20 protein-coding genes are annotated in these 18042 nt (G+C 67.7%); 10 read left to right on the top strand and 10 right to left on the bottom strand.

The window, feature by feature from the left end:
• Positions 1–408 (top strand): TIGR03618 family F420-dependent PPOX class oxidoreductase, encoded by a 408-nt coding sequence (locus tag AC6CID_RS13760; RefSeq protein ID WP_024102384.1) that lies wholly within the window; start codon positions 1–3, stop codon positions 406–408.
• Positions 409–433: 25 nt separating this feature from the next.
• Here AC6CID_RS13760 and AC6CID_RS13755 read toward each other — a convergent pair whose 3' ends face one another.
• On the bottom strand, positions 434–1015 hold the full coding sequence (locus tag AC6CID_RS13755) for an HdeD family acid-resistance protein (RefSeq protein ID WP_498354076.1): 582 nt from the start codon (positions 1013–1015) through the stop codon (positions 434–436).
• Positions 1016–1113: 98 nt separating this feature from the next.
• Between AC6CID_RS13755 and AC6CID_RS13750 the strand changes: the two genes are divergently transcribed.
• Positions 1114–1926 carry a DUF72 domain-containing protein gene (locus AC6CID_RS13750; RefSeq protein WP_024102382.1) on the top strand — a complete coding sequence of 271 codons (813 nt, stop codon included), beginning with the start codon at positions 1114–1116 and terminating at the stop codon, positions 1924–1926.
• On the top strand, positions 1923–2438 hold the full coding sequence (locus AC6CID_RS13745) for a hypothetical protein (protein ID WP_498354075.1): 516 nt from the start codon (positions 1923–1925) through the stop codon (positions 2436–2438). The genes AC6CID_RS13750 and AC6CID_RS13745 overlap by 4 nt, the downstream gene beginning before the upstream one ends.
• A gap of 13 nt (positions 2439–2451) precedes the next feature.
• Here AC6CID_RS13745 and AC6CID_RS13740 read toward each other — a convergent pair whose 3' ends face one another.
• Complete coding sequence (locus AC6CID_RS13740) at positions 2452–2964, bottom strand: MarR family winged helix-turn-helix transcriptional regulator (RefSeq protein WP_006553131.1); 513 nt, start codon at positions 2962–2964, stop codon at positions 2452–2454.
• 70 nt (positions 2965–3034) lie between these two features.
• On the opposite strand from AC6CID_RS13740, the gene AC6CID_RS13735 reads away from it, so the two are divergent.
• On the top strand, positions 3035–4447 hold the full coding sequence (locus AC6CID_RS13735) for an FUSC family protein (RefSeq protein WP_498354074.1): 1413 nt from the start codon (positions 3035–3037) through the stop codon (positions 4445–4447).
• A gap of 63 nt (positions 4448–4510) precedes the next feature.
• On the opposite strand, the gene AC6CID_RS13730 is transcribed toward AC6CID_RS13735, so the two are convergent.
• Entirely contained in the window at positions 4511–4909 is a 399-nt protein-coding gene (locus tag AC6CID_RS13730; RefSeq protein WP_006553133.1) for a histone-like nucleoid-structuring protein Lsr2, read from the bottom strand.
• A gap of 37 nt (positions 4910–4946) precedes the next feature.
• On the bottom strand, positions 4947–6023 hold the full coding sequence (locus AC6CID_RS13725) for a nucleoside hydrolase (protein ID WP_498354073.1): 1077 nt from the start codon (positions 6021–6023) through the stop codon (positions 4947–4949).
• 59 nt (positions 6024–6082) lie between these two features.
• Between AC6CID_RS13725 and AC6CID_RS13720 the strand changes: the two genes are divergently transcribed.
• Both AC6CID_RS13720 and AC6CID_RS13715 read left to right on the top strand, forming a co-directional pair.
• Positions 6083–6889 (top strand): acyl-CoA thioesterase domain-containing protein, encoded by an 807-nt coding sequence (locus tag AC6CID_RS13720; protein WP_006553135.1) that lies wholly within the window; start codon positions 6083–6085, stop codon positions 6887–6889.
• Positions 6890–6908: 19 nt separating this feature from the next.
• A complete protein-coding gene (locus tag AC6CID_RS13715) occupies positions 6909–7559 on the top strand; it encodes a cyclase family protein (RefSeq protein WP_006553136.1) in 651 nt (216 codons plus the stop codon).
• Positions 7560–7608: 49 nt separating this feature from the next.
• On the opposite strand, the gene AC6CID_RS13710 is transcribed toward AC6CID_RS13715, so the two are convergent.
• Entirely contained in the window at positions 7609–8280 is a 672-nt protein-coding gene (locus tag AC6CID_RS13710; protein WP_039584264.1) for a FadR/GntR family transcriptional regulator, read from the bottom strand.
• A 187-nt stretch (positions 8281–8467) separates the two neighbouring features.
• On the opposite strand from AC6CID_RS13710, the gene AC6CID_RS13705 reads away from it, so the two are divergent.
• Positions 8468–10252 (top strand): 2-isopropylmalate synthase, encoded by a 1785-nt coding sequence (locus AC6CID_RS13705; RefSeq protein ID WP_064256433.1) that lies wholly within the window; start codon positions 8468–8470, stop codon positions 10250–10252.
• Here the strand turns inward: AC6CID_RS13705 and AC6CID_RS13700 are convergent.
• Positions 10221–10952: a M50 family metallopeptidase gene (locus AC6CID_RS13700; protein WP_006553139.1), complete on the bottom strand. Its 732-nt coding sequence runs from the start codon at positions 10950–10952 to the stop codon at positions 10221–10223. The two genes, AC6CID_RS13705 and AC6CID_RS13700, sit on opposite strands and share 32 nt — an antisense overlap.
• A 53-nt stretch (positions 10953–11005) precedes the next feature.
• Here AC6CID_RS13700 and AC6CID_RS13695 point away from each other — a divergent pair, with 53 nt between their 5' ends.
• Positions 11006–11704, top strand: a complete 699-nt coding sequence (locus AC6CID_RS13695; RefSeq protein WP_006553140.1) for an AzlC family ABC transporter permease — start codon at positions 11006–11008, stop codon at positions 11702–11704.
• A complete protein-coding gene (locus AC6CID_RS13690) occupies positions 11697–12026 on the top strand; it encodes a branched-chain amino acid transporter permease (RefSeq protein WP_006553141.1) in 330 nt (109 codons plus the stop codon). Before AC6CID_RS13695 ends, AC6CID_RS13690 begins: the two co-directional genes overlap by 8 nt.
• Here the strand turns inward: AC6CID_RS13690 and AC6CID_RS13685 are convergent.
• Both AC6CID_RS13685 and aztD read right to left on the bottom strand, forming a co-directional pair.
• Positions 11996–13234 carry a glycosyltransferase 87 family protein gene (locus AC6CID_RS13685; RefSeq protein WP_498354072.1) on the bottom strand — a complete coding sequence of 413 codons (1239 nt, stop codon included), beginning with the start codon at positions 13232–13234 and terminating at the stop codon, positions 11996–11998. The two genes, AC6CID_RS13690 and AC6CID_RS13685, sit on opposite strands and share 31 nt — an antisense overlap.
• Positions 13235–13466: 232 nt before the next feature.
• Entirely contained in the window at positions 13467–14708 is a 1242-nt protein-coding gene (aztD, locus tag AC6CID_RS13680; RefSeq protein ID WP_006553143.1) for a zinc metallochaperone AztD, read from the bottom strand.
• A 217-nt stretch (positions 14709–14925) separates the two neighbouring features.
• Here aztD and AC6CID_RS13675 point away from each other — a divergent pair, with 217 nt between their 5' ends.
• Positions 14926–16113 carry an ATP-binding protein gene (locus AC6CID_RS13675; protein WP_006553144.1) on the top strand — a complete coding sequence of 396 codons (1188 nt, stop codon included), beginning with the start codon at positions 14926–14928 and terminating at the stop codon, positions 16111–16113.
• Positions 16114–16135: 22 nt separating this feature from the next.
• On the opposite strand, the gene AC6CID_RS13670 is transcribed toward AC6CID_RS13675, so the two are convergent.
• Together AC6CID_RS13670 and AC6CID_RS13665 are read right to left on the bottom strand one after the other, a co-directional pair.
• Complete coding sequence (locus tag AC6CID_RS13670) at positions 16136–16810, bottom strand: nitroreductase (RefSeq protein WP_039584259.1); 675 nt, start codon at positions 16808–16810, stop codon at positions 16136–16138.
• 110 nt (positions 16811–16920) lie between these two features.
• On the bottom strand, positions 16921–17928 hold the full coding sequence (locus tag AC6CID_RS13665; RefSeq protein WP_006553146.1) for an NAD(P)H-dependent glycerol-3-phosphate dehydrogenase: 1008 nt from the start codon (positions 17926–17928) through the stop codon (positions 16921–16923).
• Positions 17929–18042: the final 114 nt, after the last annotated feature.

Here is an 18042-nt window from a genome sequence, read left to right as displayed (position 1 = left end):
GTGCCGAAACGACCCGTGCCCGGGGCCGTCGCAGAATTCCTCACCCAGCCCAACTACGCCACGATCAGCTCTCTGCGCCCGGACGGTCATCCGGTGTCCGTTCCGACCTGGTACGTCTACGAGGACGGCCGCATCCTCGTCAACATGGACTCCACCCGTAAGCGCCTCGACTACCTGCGGAACGATCCGCGGGTGAGCCTGTCGGCGATGGATCCGCAGGACTGGATCACGCACGTGAGCCTCCAGGGACGGGTCGTCGAATTCACCGACGATCCGTCCCTGGAGGACATCGACCGGATCGCTCGCCACTACACGGGCGAGCCGTACCACGCGCGCGACGGCAAGCGCGTCAACGCGTGGATCGAGATCGACCGCTGGCACGCGTGGGGTCGCCTGCGAAACGCCTGAGATCGATCGGGGAAAAGGCCGGTGGTCAGATGACGCCGGCCTTCTTCGCCGCACTGCGTGCCTGGAACGCCAGGATGATGAGCAGCACGCCGAACAGGATCGCGTAGATGCCGAGCAGGACGATCAGGCTCAGGATGCCCTCGCCGGGGAAGATCAGCAGCACGATGCCGAACAGGACGGCGACGACGCCGGCGAACACCGACCACACCCATCCGGACTCGGGGACCTTCCGGAACCGGATGCCGCCGATGATGCCGGTGATGCCGAACAGGATGGCGTAGAACGCGATCACGTACAGCAGTGCGAGTGCGGTGATGCCGGGCCAGAACAGTGCGACGAGGCCGGCGAGGACGGAGACGACGCCCATGGCGAGCCACCAGCCCCAGCCCTCGGGCTTGTCACGGACCGACTGGACGACCAGTACGATGCCGTCGATGATCGCGTAGGCCGCGAAGACGACCACCAGCGCCCACACGGTGATGCCGGGCCAGACGAGTGCGACGACACCGAAGAGGACCGCGAGGATGCCGCGCAGCAGCACCACCCACCAGATCTGCTTCAGTAATGATCGGAACGGATCGTTGGAAGAAACCGAGCTCGTGGACATGACGGCTCCTGGCGTGTGATGTGATCTTGTAGCCCAGAGGATAAGCGCGGTCGTGCTGCTTCGCGTGCCGAATCGAAGCCGAGGTTACGCTCGGAAACGTGGCCGGGGCGAGGATCGGGATATCGGGATGGCGCTATCCGGGCTGGCGCGGAGACTTCTATCCGGAAGGACTCGTCCAACGCCGGGAACTCGAATACGCCGCCCAGCGGTTCGGATCGATCGAGATCAACGGCTCGTTCTATTCGCTGCAGCGCCCGAGCAGCTATCTCGCGTGGCGGGACGCCGCACCCGACGACTTCGTCTACGCCGTCAAGGGCGGGCGGTTCGTCACCCACATGAAACGGCTCGCGGGTGTCGACGACGCCCTCGCCAATTTCTTCGCCTCCGGTGTGCTCGCGCTCGGCCCGAAACTCGGTCCGGTGCTGTGGCAGCTCCCGCCGACCCTCGGTTTCGAGGAGGACAGGTTCGCGGACTTCTTCACCCGGTTGCCCCGCACGACGATGGCCGCCGGCGAACTCGCCCGCCGGCACACCGACAAACTCGCCGACGATCGGGTGTGGGTGGAGGTGGACGCCGAGCGTCCGCTGCGGCACGCCGTCGAGGTGCGGCATCCCGACCTCGCGAGCCCGCAGGCCGTGGAGTTGCTGCGCGCGCACGACATCGGGCTCGTCGTCGCCGACACAGCCGGAAAGTTCCCGTTCCTCACCGACGTCACGAGCGATTTCGTCTACGTGCGGATGCACGGCGACAAGGAGCTGTATGCGAGCGGGTACACCCCCGACGTTCTCGACGTGTGGGCCGAGCGGATCCGCGGATGGCTGGGCGACGGCAGGGACGTCTACGTGTACTTCGACAACGACATGAAAGGCTGTGCACCGCACGACGCGCTCGCGTTGCAGGAACGCCTGTGACCGGGCGTCCGGAGGAAGGACAGGAGATCGCTGTGTGGCCCGACCACTGGCCGAGAACGCCGCGGGAGATCGCGACGGCCACCGCCGATGCGCTCGCCGCTGCCCGCAGCGAGTCGGCCGAGCCCTTCGACGAGGCGGTCGCGGTACTGGTCGACCTGCCCTACGAGCAGGTCACGGCCGTGCACGCGGGCATGGTCCGGGAGTTGCTCGAGGAACTGCATCCCGACGGTCTCGCCGGTGAGGACGTGCAGGCCGTGCTCGAACGCTCCGTCCGTTCCGGACTGCGATGGCTGCCATCGCTCGAACCCGAAGCCGTTGTTGCTGTGCTCACGGGTGCGCTCGGAGTGTCCGATTCCGACGCCGAACCCCCGAGGATCCGTCCCGAGCAGTATCTGGCCGCGGGCCTGCTCGTCGTCGCCGATCTCGTCGCTGCGCGCCGCGTGGCTCCCGAGGCGTATCTGCGCCGCGCCGTGAGCGAGATCGAACGGGCCGAGACGCAGGAGATGCCCTGACCTGTTCGGGGGATCAGGCCGGATAGTGGTTCTCGACGTTGCGGACGACCTTGCGCAACAGGTCGGACAGGACCTGAACCTCGTCGTCGTCGAGTCCGTCGAGCATCTGCCGCTCGCGTGCCAGGCGTCGCGGGAACTCCTTCTCGACGAGTGCGCGCCCGTCGTCGGTGAGGGTGAGGAGGACGACGCGGCCGTCGCGTTCGAGTCGTGTGCGTTCGACGAGACCGAGTTTGGCGAGTCGCTCGGTGTGCTTCGTCGTCGACGCACCGGAGATCCCCGTGATCGAGGTGACCTCGCTGGCGCGTAACGGGTGGTCGCTGCGGGCGAGCGCGCTGAGTACCTCGAACTCGCTGCGGCTGATGCCGCTCGGTTCGAGTTCCCGATCGAAGTAGGTGAGCGCGAGCGACCCGATGCGGGTGATGCGACCGATCACGTCGATGGGGCGCAGGTCGAGACCGGGGTAGTGGGCGGTCCATCCGAGACGTACGCGATCGACGTAATCGGGCTGGGGCGTCTCGGAGGGCATGTGGCAAGTCTAACGGCAGCGGACGAACAATTTCATAGATATTTTACTAGTGAAACAATAGGGTGGACGGATGCTGGACCGCCGACTCGACGACCGCCCTCAGCTCCGTCACACCCGGAGAGCGCTCGCGCATCCGCTGTCGGCGAGCGCGTGGAAGGACGCCCTCGAAGTGCGGCGCGGCGATCCGACCGTGGCCGTGGCGCTGCGCGTGGGGTTCGCGACGATGCTCGCCCTCGTCGGCGGCGGTCTGCTCGGTTACGGACAAGTCGCCGGCTTCGCCGCCCTCGGCGCACTCACCAGTGCCTTCCTGCGATACGAACCGTATCCGCTTCTCGCCGTGCGCCTTCCGTGGGTCGGCCTCGGCATCGTCGGTTACACCGCCTTCGGGGCTGCGCTCGGCGCGATGGGCGCCCCGCTGTGGGTGCAGATCGTTGCGCTCTCGCTGGGCTCGGCCGTCGCGTACTGGGTGTTCACGGCCTTCTCGCTCATGGGCCCCGGCCCGGTGATCCTCATCTTCGCGGCCGCCGGCGCCGCCGGTTTCTCCGACGGATGGGGCGATGCGGGCCTGGTCACCGCCGCGGCGACCATCGGTGCGCTGCTCGGATATGTCATCGCGATGCTCCCTGCGCTCTCCCATCCCCACACGCCCGCTCGTCTGGCGGTCGCACGCGCCCTCGCGGCGGTCTCCGCCGTCGAGATCCGCGGTGCGGACGCCGTTCCCGCTGCGCGACAGAGCATCCGGAAGGCGCGCGAGACCGTCGCACTGAACGCCTCGCGACGTCCGGACGCCCATGTCCACGAACTGGCCGCACTGCTCGACGCGGCCGAGACGGTTCTCGACAGCGGGTCGCACGACACCTCCCGCGCACGTTGCGACGATTTCTCCCGATTCGAGAAGGAACTTCGGAAAGCGCGGCGCGACATCGAGATTCCGCGTGTCGATGCCAAGGGGCGGCCGGTGCTGCCCACGCCGCCCCGCTTCGTCCGCGAAGGATGCGGTCGTCTGCTCGACCGTCTCGTGCTGATCGGAGCGGCCCGGATCTTCGTGGCGTCGTTGCTCGCCGCGTCGTTCGCCGCATCGATCGGGCTCGACCATCCGTTGTGGGCTGCGATGGGTGCCATGGCGGCGCTGCAAGGATTGAACTACCGCAACACTGTTCAGCGCGGTATCCAGCGTCTGATCGGAAATGTCGGCGGCGCCATGATCGCTGCCGTGCTGCTCGCGCTCGACCTGGGCTACTGGCCGGTGGTCGCGGCCGCCGTGCTGTTCCAGACGCTCACCGAACTCACGGTGACCCGGAACTACGGGCTCGCCTCGGTCGGGGTGACGACGATGGCGTTGCTGCTCACCGGTCTCGGGCAGCACGCGGGTCCGGGCCTCGCCGTCAACCGGGTCGCCGACACCGTCATCGGCGTGGTCGTGGGCGTGATCGTCGCTGCGGTGACCATCCGACGCGACGACCGGCACCATCTCGTCGCGTGACGAGGCGGCACCGGTCGTCGGTGGCGTTCATGGCCTGCCGCGGGGGAGGCAGCCGGGTGATGCTCAGGAGTGAGCGGCTTCGAACCGCTCGAGGATGTGACGCGGGATCCGGCCGCGCGAGCTGACGTCGTAACCCTTGTTACGGGCCCAGTGCCGGATCGCGGCCAGTTGCTCCGGCGACCGGGTGGGCGGAATCGCCTTGTGAGTCCCCGCCGTCCGTGTGCGGGCCTTCGTTGCCGTCTGCTTCGGCGTGATGGTGCGGGTGCTCGAAGCGGGCTTCTCAGGTGCCTTCTCGTGCAGCCACGGGCGGAGTACCGCCAGGAACTTGTCTGCGTTCGCCGGCCGCAGGTCGATTTCGTACTCGTCGTCGTCGACCGTGATGCGGAACGACTGCGCCAGGCCGTCCATGATCGGTTGGCCGTCGATATCGTCGAAATATTGGACGCGCACTTTCTGTGCCACGTTTATCTCCTTGTCCCCGAACTGTGCGCTGTCGACGCTAGTTCTTACTCGGGGGTAGGTTCAAGTCGCGAATGTACGATCCCACCCGCTCGACGAAATGATCGAAGAACTCTGCCGGACGGGTGCCCGCCACGATATCCGCGTTCGGCGTCCTCTGCCACATACCGGACAGATCGGCGACCGACGTGCCCCGGGTGAGCCGTCCGTCGAGCTCGACGTCGACCGTCGCGGGCCGGGAGGTGTAGGGAACCGTGCCCAGCGCGACCGCCGCGGCGAACGGGTCGTGCACGTGCGCGAGGAAGCCCAGGCCCTGGTCACGGTGGAATTCCATGTAGAACCGCAGTGCATCGGAGATGTGGCGGACGAGAGGGACATCGGCCGTCGACCGCGTACCGCGCGGAGCGTCCGGGGACAGCTCCCCGGATCGGGGCACACCGACGACGTCCCCGATCCGCGCGACATGCTCGGGATGCATCTCGATCGACTCCGTGACATCGAGCGGGCACACGATCGGTCGCCGGTCCGGAGGGACGATCGAGAACGCGTCGAACACGACCTTGGCGGCCTCCGGATCCACCGCGACGTTCCATTCCGAGGTCGGCGTCGTATTACCGGGATGGTGGAAACACCCACCCATGATCACGAGGCGACGCAACCGCGACGGCAGTTCCGGGTCGATGCGCAGGGCGAGGGCGAGGTTGGTGAGCGGGCCGGTGACGAGCCCGGTGAGCTCTCCCGGATGCTCGCGGGTGAGATCGACCCATGCCTGCGCGGCCGATCGCGGCGACCGCGACTGCGACGCAGCGGGGAGTTCCGCATACCCGATCCCCTGTGGACCGTGCGTGTCCTCGGTGGTCATCAGTGGCGCGACCAGCGGAACCTGCGATCCGGCAGCCACTTCGATATCGGACCGACCGCACACCTCGAGCCACGACAGCGTGTTGGCGGTGACCTGGTCCACTGGCACGTTCCCCGCCGTGCACAGGGCGGCGACGATCTCGGCTTCCGGGCTCGCGACGAGATAGAGCAGGGCGAGAGCGTCGTCGATGCCGGTGTCGACGTCGACGATCAGGCGGGTACGGGCAGCCGGAACATCGGGTTCGTGTACATGCACGATCCCATCTTCGGGTATCCCGATGAACGCACCGCGGCCGGTGCTGGGAGAATTCCCGAATGCACGAGCGCAAGAACCGCGGTTTTTTCACCGAGGACGACGGTGTCTACCTGCCCACGAAGTATGCGACCAGCCCGTGGTCGGACACGATGCTCAACGGGCCGTGTGTGAGCGGTCTGGTGGCGCGTGAGCTCGAGATCCACCATGCCGTCGAGGGTTTCGTCCCGTCCCGGTTCACGCTCGATCTCTTCAGGCCGGTCCGCAACGAGCCGATCACCTTCACCACCACCCGGGTGCGCGACGGCAACCGCATCCGCGTCGCCGACGCGAACCTGATGCAGGGTGGAGAGGTGTCGGCGCGCGCGACGCTCACCTTCCTCCGCAAGTCGGCGCCGCCGCCCGGGTCGGTGTGGTTGCGCGGCGAGTCCCCGACGCCTCCTCCCGGTTCCCCGGAGACGCAGCCCGGGCCGCTCGAGTACTCGTCGTGGTACGGCAGCGACGGCCCGGGATGGACGCGGGTGCGGTCGGAACACCAGAACTCCGATCGCAAGCGCCTGTGGTCGCGGCAGCTGCCGATCATCGTCGGCGAGGAGCTGTCGCCGTTCGTCAACACCGCGACCGTCGGTGAGGGCACGTCGTTCGTGACCAACTGGTCGGACAAAGGTGTCGGCTACATCAATTCCGATGTCACCCTGGCACTGTCCCGTCTGCCGGAAGGACCGGAGGTCGGTATCGAGGCCGACAACCACATCAGCAGCGAGGGCATCGCGGTCGGCACGGCGGTGCTGTTCGACCGTCTCGGCGCGTTCGGCACCGGTGTGGTCACCGCGCTCGCGAATGCGCAGCGGCAGGTCGATTTCGGCTGACCCGAACAGGAGTGATGTCATGCGTGTTCGGCGGATCGTCGACCTGACCCACATCGTCTCCCCGGCCATCCAGGTCTATCCCGGGGATCCGGCACCGACGTTCACACCGCACGCCACCGTCGAGACCGACGGATTCGACCTGATGCGCATCGACATGGGATCGCAGACCGGCACCCACGTCGACGCGCCGCGACACGTGCGCAGCGGCGGCGCCGCGATCGACGCGGTACCGCCGGAGAACTTCGTGGGACGCGGAGTGGTGCTCGACGTGCGCGCCCGCGTCGGCGCCGGTGCGCTCGTCACCGCCGACATGTGGGGTGGGCCTGCGATCGGCTCCGGCGACATCGCGCTGGTCCTCACCGGCTGGTCGCGGTATTTCGGCACTGACCGCTATTTCGAGCATCCGGCCCTGAGCGTCGACGCGTGCCGGTGGTTGCTCGACCGCGGCGTCCGCACGGTCGGAATCGACGCGCCGAGCGTGGATCCCACGGGCGACGAGACGCTCGCAGCGCACCACGTGCTCGCCGACGCGGGGGCGATCATCTGCGAGAACCTGCGCAATCTCGACGCGATCGACTTCGCGGATCCGCTCGTGTCCTTGCTGCCGATCCCGTTCGCGGGCGTCGACGGGGCCCCGGTGAGGGCAGTCGCGATGCAGATCGAGAAGTGACCGTCCCGCACCCGGGAGGTCGAGAACCGTCCGCAGAGAACCGGCCCGGCTATCGGCCGAGTGCCGTCGTGAGCGAGGACAAGTGGTCGCGGGTGACGGCGGCGGCGGTCACCCCGTCACGGTCCGCGATGGCGTCGTAGATGCGTCGGTGGGTATCGTGGTCGGCGTCGTCCCCGTGGGTGCCGCGCGTGCGGAGCATTTCGATCATGGCGTGACGGTTACGGGGTGTGAAGCCGTCGAACAGGTCGAGAAGGATCGGGTTGTGTGCGGCGACCACGATGGTGCGGTGGAAGACGATGTCGGTGTCGACGTGTTCCTCGATGGCCGTGCGATGGGTTTCGCGTTCCCGCAGTGACTTCTTCAATGCCCGCAGTTCGGCGGGGGTGCGGCGCGCGGCGGCAAGGGCCGAGGCCTCGACCTCGACGGCGATGCGGGCCTCGATCACGGCGAGGATGTCGGCGCGCGCGACCGTGCGCGTCCAGTCCTCGGGTGCGTCGAGAGCGGTGACGAACACGCCGGCGCCCTGCCGGGTGGTCAGGATGCCGCGTCCGGCGAGCTGACGGATCGCTTCGCGGACGGTGGAGCGGCCGACGCCGAGCTGCGGAGCCAGCGTCGTCTCGCCGGGCAGCTTGGCGCCGAGCGACCATTCTCCGGATCGGATGCGTTCGAGGAGCAGTTCGGCGGCCTGGTCGGCGAGAGGCTCGCGGCGGACGACGGTCATGGTTCCATCATCGCAGAGTCGCCTACTCCTCTACTTGTCCGAGGAGTTATGTTAGCCTTCGGGACATGCGCTCCTTCGCGTTCCTTCTCCTTCGCCGCCACGGCGGGGCCTAGCCGGACCGGCTCCCCGTCGTGGAGTCGAACACGCGCCGGTCCCTCGTAACGACGATCGACGAAGGACTTCTCCGATGAGCACCAGCACGTTCCCGCGAATCTTCACTCCTGCCGGTCCGGTTCCTGCCGACGCCCCCGTCTGGAACAGGCAGCGGCACTCCGCCATGCCCTCACATCGCTACCGCGATGTGTACTCTCGCGTGGAGGTTCCACTGGCGCAACGGAACTGGCCCACACAACGTCTGACCGCGGCCCCACTGTGGGTGCCGGTGGACCTGCGCGACGGTAACCAGGCACTGGCCGAACCGATGGATCCCGGCCGCAAACGCCGCTTCTTCGAGCTGATGGTCGCGATGGGATACAAGGAGATCGAGGTCGGTTATCCGTCCGCCTCGCAGACCGACTTCGACTTCGTGCGCCTGATCGTCGAGACCGACATCGCGCCGCCGGACGTCACCATCGTGGTGTTCACCCCGGCACGTCGCGACCTCATCGAGCGGACTGTGGAATCCGTCCGGGGTGTCCGCAACGAGGTCGTCGTCCACATGTACACCGCGACCGCTCCCACCTGGCGCGAGGTCGTCCTCGACCGCGACCGTACCGCGCTGACGGAACTGATCGTCGCCGGTGGCCGCGACGTCCTGGAACTGGCCGGCGACCTGCCGAACGTGCGGTTCGAGTTCTCACCCGAGGTCTTCAACCTCACCGAACCCGACTACGCGCTCGAGGTGTGCGACGCGATCACCGAGTTGTGGGACGCGACCCCCGAACGGCCGGTGATCGTGAATCTTCCGGCCACCGTCGAGATCGCGACCCCGAACGTCTATGCCGATCAGATCGAGTACATGCACACCAACCTCGCGCGACGCGACGCGGTGATCCTGTCCGTGCACCCGCACAACGATCGCGGCACAGGTATCGCGTGCGCCGAACTCGCCGTCCTCGCCGGGGCGCAGCGGGTCGAAGGGTGCGTGTTCGGCAACGGGGAACGCACCGGCAACGTCGACATTGCGACACTCGCACTGAACCTCCACGCACAGGGCATCGATCCGATGATCGATTTCTCCGACATCGACGAGATCCGCCGCACCGTCGAATACTGCAATCGCATCGAGATCCACCCGAGGCACCCGTATGTCGGCGACCTGGTGCACACCGCCTTCAGCGGCACTCATCAGGACGCGATCAGGAAAGGGTTCGCCGAGCACCGGGCACGCGCCGTCGCCGAGGGCCGTCCCGAGTCCGAGATCGATTGGCGAGTACCATATCTGCCGATCGATCCCGCCGACATAGGACGTACCTACGACGCGGTGATCCGTGTCAATTCGCAATCCGGTAAGGGCGGGGTCGCCTACCTGCTCGAGAGCGAATACGGCATCGAAATTCCGCGTCGGCTCCAGATCGACTTCACTCGCCACGTGCAAGACCACACCGACACCAGCGGCGGGGAGGTCACTGCGACCGAACTGTGGGAGATCTTCGACACCGCATATCTCGCACGGCCGGACGTCCCGGGTGCACCGGTGCTGCGCGCCTTCGACGTGACCGACGCGGGCACCACGATCACGCTGGGTGTCGGCGGCACCGAACACCGCAGTGTCCACGAGGGCGTGGGTCCCGTCGAAGCATCGACCGACGCTCTCGCCCGTCTCGGCATCGATATCGAGGTGCTCGGCCTCCATCAGAGCAGCGTCGGCACCGACGCACTCACCCTGATCGAATTCCGCAGCGGCGACGACACACGGTGGGCAGCGGGGCGTCACCGCTCCGTGCTCACCGCGAGCCTGCACGCGGTCGTCCGTGCTGCCGCCTGCATCCCGAGGCCACTCAGGACAGCTGGGTCACCACGATCCGTGTGACGCCGTAGAAGGCGGTACCCGCCGTGACGATCGCGAACAGCGCGATCCATACGGCCGCCGGAACGCGGGTCAGTCCGCGCAACTGGTCGGCGTCCGAACCCCGGCCACGACCGCGCGAATGGGTGCGGGCGAGTTCGAGGACCGGGCGGGTCGCGCCGAGGAGCAAGACCCATGTGATCAGGTACGCCGCGGTGTACCGGACGATCGGGTCCCCGAGATAGGCGGCCGCACCGACGAGCGCACCCGCGATCACCACCGAGACGAATCCGTACAGATTGCGGATCAGCAGCAACAGGACAGCGAGCGCGGCGAGGATCGACCACAGCACCGCGGCGGGCCGATCCAGGGTCAGCAGCGTCGCCGCCGCGAATCCCAGCACGGCCGGACCGGTGTACCCGGCGAAGGTGGTCGCGACCATGCCGGGGCCTCGCGGGTTGCCGGACGACACCATCACCCCCGAGGTGTCGCTGTGCAGACGGATGCCCGACAGCTTTCGGCCCACGAGCGCCGCGACCAGCGCGTGCGACCCCTCGTGCGCCTGCGTGACGACATGGCGGGTCTTCAGCCACAGCGGCCGAACGGTGACGAGCACGAGTGCGACGATCGCCGTTCCGACGACGACCACCGTCGGAGCGGGCTGGTCGACGGTCGACACGGCCTGCCAGGCGGAGGACACGACCTCCGTGAACGAGGTGGACACAGATCACCTTCTTCCGGGCCGGGCGCCGAGACTTCCGGCCCGGCGATAGCCTGATGAGCATGCCCGACCGTCGTACCCTCGAGATCCGCGCGGGTATCAAGGACTCCTGGGCCGTCGGGCTGGGACTGATCCCGCTGGGGCTCGCGTTCGGTGTGGTTCTCACCCAGGGCGGGTTCGAATGGTGGTGGGCGCCGATCTTCTCCACCGTCATCTACGCGGGGTCGATGGAGTTCCTCGCGATCGGTCTGATCGCGGCGGTCACGCCGCTCGCCTCGGTCGCCGCGGCGACACTGCTGGTGAACTTCCGGCACGTCTTCTACGGCCTGTCGTTCCCGCTGCACCGCATCCGCAGCCGGCTCGGGCGTCTCTACGGCGTCTATGCGCTCACCGACGAGTCGTACGCGATCGTCGCCCCCAAGGCACGTGAGCCGCTCTCGGGTACCCGCATCCTCACGGTCCAGGTGCTCTGCCAGCTGATGTGGGTCGTGTCGGGCACGATCGGCGCGTTGATCGGGGCAGTGCTCCCCGACGGGCTCGCCGGACTCGAGTTTGCCCTCACGGCACTGTTCGCGGTGCTTGCGATCGATGCCTTCCGCGCCAACCGCGACGTGCCGGCGCCGGTGCTCGCGCTGGTCTGCGGTCTCGTCGCATTGCTGGTCGCGAAAAGCCAGATGCTCGTCGTCGGGCTCGGGTTGTTCGTGGTGTGCCTGTTCGTGCGTTTCGTCTACCGGAACAAGGTGGCCCGTGCCTGAGTCGGTGCCCAGCGCCGGATATGTCCTCGGCGCTCTGGCGGTGATGTTCGTCGTGACGGTCGCGTTGCGCGCGGCGCCGTTCCTCGCGTTGTCGGCGCTGAAGAACTCCGCCTTCGTCGATTTCCTGGGCCGTACGATGCCCGCGGGCGTCATGGTGATCCTGGTGATGTACACACTGCGTGACGTGGGGGAGTCGACCTGGCTACCCGCGACCGTCGGTCTCGCGGGCACGATCGCGGTGCATCTGTGGCGACGCAACGCCGCGCTGAGCACCGTTGTCGGGACGGGTCTCTATCTCGTCGCGTCGGCGTTCTGGACCTGAGCCGGCGCGGCGACGGTCTCCTCGCGCTCGACGGCGTTCTCGGCACCGGGGCGACGATTGCGCGCGGCGACCATCGCGGCGACGAAGACTGCGATCGCGGCCAGGCACTGCGAGGTCCCGAGGACTTCGAGGAGCAACTGCTCGACCCAGCCGCCGGAGGACGCCTCACGCAGCAGGTGGTTGGGTCCGATGAGGAAGACCACGGTGGCGGGCCCCAGCACGGGCCACCAGCGGCGGTAGGCCGGCGCGACGAGCAGCGGCACGAGGAACAGCGCGTACACCCAGTGGTGGGTGACGGCGATCGGAGCGGCGAGCAGCGACGCCAGGCCCACCAGGGCCACCGCGACCACGGGCTCGTCGGCACGCAGGAAGCGGTAGGCGGCCCACGCGGTACCGGCCACGACGACCAGGGCACCGGCCAGCCACAGCGCCTTGGCGGTGCCGTCGGAGAAGTCGAAACGGGCGATGAGACCGGTGAGCGCCTGGTTGCGGAAGAACGACGGGTCGCCGGCGCGGTCGGTCGCGAAGAACTCCGTGGTCCAGAAGTAGACGGTCGAATCGGGGCGCAGCCAGTAGCCGAACGCGACGGTCGCGGCAAAGGCGCTCAGCGCGCGGAATGCCGACGGCCAGTCGCGGCGCAGCAGGAAGATCAGGCCGAAGGCGGCCGGGGTCACCTTGATGGCGGCGGCCAGCGCGATGCCGACACCGCGGAAGCGCTTCGGGATCACACCGAGCAGGTCGGCGACCACCAGTGCCATGAGCACGATGTTGATCTGGCCGAACGTGAAGTTGGAGCGGAACGGCTCGAGCCACAGCACCGGTCCGAGCGACGCGGCTGCGATCAGGCTCGGCTGCGACATGTCGAGTCGCTGGTAGACGACCTCGAGCACCCACCACACGAGAGCGATGAGTCCGATCGTCCACAACACCTGCAGGGCGGTGCTGCCCACCAACGCCATCGGGGCGAAGAGGAACGCCGCGAAGGGTGGGTAGATGAACCGGAAACCGGAATGGCTGAAGAACCCCTCGGTGTACAGCGGGGTGTGGTGCAGGAAGGCCCAGCCGGCATCGCGGAAGACGTCGAGATCCATGAGGTACTCGTTCAGCGCGTCGCGCAGGTATCCCGCGACTGCCAGCGCCGAGACCGTCAGACCGATGGCGATCAACAAGGATCGAACAGGTCGGGTACGGACTTCGGTCAACAGCACGGGCGGTACCTCCCGGTAGGAAACAGGTGCGTCGCCACGTTACACAATCGTTGTCTTCGGGATCAGCCGACGAGAATATCGCCTCCCCAACCGTTTTGGTCGGGAAGTCCGTTTCGCGAACTTGGGGAGTGAGGCGGATCACGTTGCGGAAAGATCTCGACCGGCCGGACGTGAGGGGAGTATTCGTCTTTCTAGCTCCACAGCTAGAAAGACGAATACTCCGGTAGCGGAATCAGGCGACGCCGCTGATCTCGTTCGGGGTGTGCGGCAGTTCGGCAGAGCGGATCTCACCCGAGGTCACGTCCACCGCGTACAGGGAATCGGTGGCGGGATCGGTGACGAACGCCGTATCGCCCCGCACCTCGAGTGCGGGCCGAGGTGCCTGCCACTCGTCGGGCTCGGTCCACGGCTCGAGCACCTCGATCCGCCGGACGATCTCGCCGGAGTCGGGATCGATCACGTGGAGGTTGCCGTCGGTGCCGAGAACGAGTGCTTCCCCTGCCGGTCCGCGACCGAGGGAGCGGAAGGTGTAACTGGTACCGAGGTCGACGAGACGCACCGACGCCGTGCGGGTGTCCACGAGCGCGACGCGCTCGGGACGCTCGAGCTCGGCGTCGGGATCGGTCTTGTAGTCGCCGAGGACGACGGGCGAGTCCTCGCTGCCGGCCTGGTTCCCGATCCGGCCGTAGGGGTCGGGCACCGGCGCCTTCGTGAACGTTCCGTCGCGGAAGATCACCATGCCGTCCTCGCATCCGAAGGCGACGACCCCGTCGGCCGCGACCGTCTCACCGTGCACACCCGGGCACTGTTCGGTGCGCGTGATCTCGGTGCCGTTCTCGTCGAGCAGCGCCACACCGGTCCGATCCTCGGAATCGCCGAGGGTGACGAGCATGCCGCCGTCGGGCATCGGGACGGCCACGCCGTGGTGGGCCTCGGGGAGCGCGCGACTGTCGAGATCCGGCAGGTCGGTCGCCGAGGCGAGATCGGCGGGGTCGAACACGTCGATGCGTCCGGTGCCGTCGTCGAACAGGGCGGTGACCCCGGCGTGCGGCACGACGTGTCCGGGCTTCTCGGCGGCGAACGTCAGGTCGGTGAGCGTGGGTGCGCCGGTGTAGTGGTGACCGTGGTCGCCGTGGGCTTCCGTCCAGCTGCCGGTGTCGAGCACGCGGAATCCGCCTTCGGTGGAGATCAGCACGTGGCGTCCGTCGCCGGCAGGGGAGAGGCGGTTGAAACCGTCGAGTGCGAAGTCGTCGACGACGGTGAGTTCTTCTTCCTCGACGACGAGGACGCCGCCGTCGTAGGTCAGGGCGAGGCGCGGCTGCGCCGTCGCCACTTCGGAAGCGGCGGCGGAGGTCGTCGTCTCGGGGGTGTCGGCCGCAGTGGTGTCGGCCTCGGTCGTACCGCCGCAGGCGGCGGCGAAGGTCGCAGCGACGACGGTGAGGGCGGCGCCGCCGTAGCGGGAGAGCGTTGTCATGGGGAAAGAAATAGCCACTATCGAAAATGAATGTCAAAGTCTGAAATGCGCATGCGTGCATGTCGCTCCGGGCGGCCGAGGTTGCAGTTGTTGTCGAGAAATCGCCGAAATGTCGACAACAACTGCGGTTTCGAGCTCGGACATACGCGAATACGGCCGTCTACGACACGCACTAGATGAGCTCAGAATCCGACGAGTTCGCCGTTAGCATCGACGGATGGATCCTGTCCGCAACCCGTACGCCCCGGGCGCGGGACAGCGCCCGCCCGAGCTCGCCGGCCGCGAGAAGCAACTCACCGCGTTCGAGGTGGTCCTCGAACGGATCGCCCGGGAACGACCCGAACGCAGCGTCGTCCTCACCGGCCTCCGCGGTGTCGGCAAGACCGTCCTTCTCAACCATCTGCGCTCCGCCGCCATCGCGAAGAGCTGGGGCACCGGCAAGATCGAGGCCCGTCCCGATCAAGGACTGCGACGCCCCCTGTCGTCGGCGCTGCACATGGCGGTCCGCGAGATCGCCGCCGCGCATCCGGATCCGGAATCGGTGGAGTACTTCCTCGGGGTGCTCAAGTCGTTCGCGCTGCGGGCTACCGCCGACAAGGGCATGCGCGAACGCTGGCAACCCGGCATCGATGCTCCGGCCGTGAAAGGGCGGGCCGACTCGGGCGACATCGAGATCGACCTCGTCGAACTGCTTGTCGACGCAGCAGGACTCGCACGCGACGTGGGCGTGGGCATCGCGTTGTTCATCGACGAGATGCAGGACCTCGGCTCCGACGACGTCTCAGCGATCTGCGGGGCCTGCCACGAGCTGAGCCAGGACGCCGCGCCGCTCATCGTCGTCGGGGCCGGTCTGCCGCACCTGCCCGCGGTGCTGTCGGCGTCGAAGTCCTACTCCGAGCGGCTGTTCACCTACCACCGCATCGACCGGCTCGACCGTGCGGCAGCGGATCTCGCGCTCATCGCGCCTGCGGCACGAGAGGACGTCGAGTTCACGCAGGACGCCCTCGACCTGCTGTATGAAACCGCCGACGGCTACCCGTATTTCGTGCAGGCCTATGGTAAGACGACCTGGGACGTCGCAGCGGATTCGCCGATCACCGCCGACGACGTGCGGGTCGCGGCACCGACTGCGGAAGAGGAACTCGCCGTCGGCTTCTTCGGCTCCCGCTACGAACGGGCGACCCCCGCCGAACGCGAATACATGCGGGCCATGGCGGATCTGGCGGGCGACGACGGGCCTGTCGCGACCTCGAAGATCGCCGTCGAACTCGGACGGAAGCCTGCCTCCCTGTCACCTGCGCGCGACGGATTGATCAAGAAGGGCCTGATCTATTCCGCCGAGCGCGGGTTCATCGGGTTCACCGTTCCGCACTTCGGGCGGTACCTGCGCGCCCAGAACGACTGACCCGGCCGGGGCGATCGAAAGTTCAGTCGACCCACTCGACGGTCTCGTCGAGCGACGCGCGATTCGTGCGACACGCATTGGCCGGGTGCGCCTCGTCGGCGTAACCGAACGAGATGGCGCAGACGATGTCGCGGTCGTCGCCGATGTTCAGTTCGCGTCGCAGCGCGGTGGCCGTCATCGCGACGGCGGCCTGCGGGACGGCGGCGATGCCGAGCGACTCGGCGGCGAGCAGCAGGGTCGAGACGTAGCCACCGCAGTCGACGGCGCCGTACACGCCGAGGGCCTTGTCGGAGGTGATGATCGCGACGTGCGGTGCGCCGAAGAAGCGGTAGTTCTCGAGCATCTGCTCGGTGCGGCGCTGGTAGTCGTCGCGGGCGATGCCCAGCGCGTTGTACAGGGCGTAGCCGGCGCCGCGGCGACGCTCGGCATAGGCGCCGCGGTATTCGGCGGGTCCCGGGATGTCGGGATCCATGTTCCCCGAGGTGGCCTGCGCGTAGACGGCGTCGCGCAGGCGGTTGGTGGCGTCGCCGCTGACGATGTGCACTTGCCAGGGTTGGGAGTTGCACCAGGACGCGGTGCGCTGACCCATCTGCAGCATGCGTTCGATGTCCTCGCGCGGGACCTGTTTCGTCAGGAAGGCGCGGCAGCTGAAACGGGTGTCGAGCAGGGACGACAGCGCGTCGGCGGCAGAAGTCATGTCACCACGATGGCACATCACTTCACCGAGCGTTCGTTCAGCCGGTCGGGAGCACACGACAGGCGACTATTCGGCTTTCTACGATCCGTCCGAGAAAGCGGTAGAGAAGGTCAGACGATGTCCCTCTCGTCGCCGGGTGTGACCCGGCGCAGCCCCCGATAGGCATCGGTGGGGGTGCTCTTCCCGGTCACCACGGCCGCGACCTCGGCGGCGATCGGCATCTCCACCCCGTACTCGCGGGCGAGTTCCATGACCGTCGGCGCGGTCTTCACCCCTTCGGCGACCTGCCCCAGCGCCTCGACGGCCTCGTCGATGCTGAGCCCGCGCGCCAGCGCCTCACCGACCCGGCGGTTCCGCGACGACGGACTCGTGCACGTCGCGATGAGATCACCCATCCCCGTGAGGCCCGCGAACGTGCGCGGATCCGCACCCATGGCCTCACCGAGACGCGTCATCTCCGCCAGCCCACGGGCGAGGACCATCGCGCGGGTGTTGTCGCCGACGCTGAGCCCTTCGGCCATGCCGGCCGCGATCGCCACGATGTTCTTGAGGATCCCGCCCAGTTCGCAGCCGAGCACGTCGGTATTGCGATAGACGCGGAACAACGACGTGGCGAACAGCGGTTGCAGCGCCGCACTCACCGCTTCGTCCTGCATCGCGACCACCGACGCGGCGGCCATGCCGTCGGCGATCTCCCCGGCGATGTTCGGACCCGCGAGCAGCCCGACGGGGTGCCCCGGAAGGCATTCGGCGATCACCTCGGTGGGCCGCAGGCGGGTGCCCGGCTCGAGGCCCTTCACGAGCGAGACGACCGGAACCCACGCGCGGATCTCGTCGACGACCTGCTCGAGTGTCTTGCGCACTGCATGCGACGGCACACCGATCACCAGGACGTCGGCTTCGCGGGCGGCCTCTTCGAGATCGGAGGTCGCGCGCAGGCCCTGCGGCAGTGGCCGTTCGCCGAGATATCGACGGTTGCGGTGCTCGGTGTCGATCTCACGCGCGATGTCGTCGTTGCGGGCCCACAACGTCGTCGGGGTGTTGCGTGCGGCCAACGACGCGATCGTGGTTCCCCACGATCCCGATCCGAGAACGACGACGCGAACCGCACGAGCCATCGGTGACCTTTCGTCCGTACGGGCAGGTATCGACAGAGTGTCAGTTTTCCGGTCCCGGCGGGTCCGGTTTGTGGTCCCGGGATCCTCGCGGGGCGGATGTGCTGTGGAGGCGCA

The organism is Rhodococcus sp. GQ147 (genome assembly GCF_059759155.1).
Note: the sequence above shows the minus strand (reverse complement) of the source record. Positions and strands in the feature narration are given on the sequence as shown.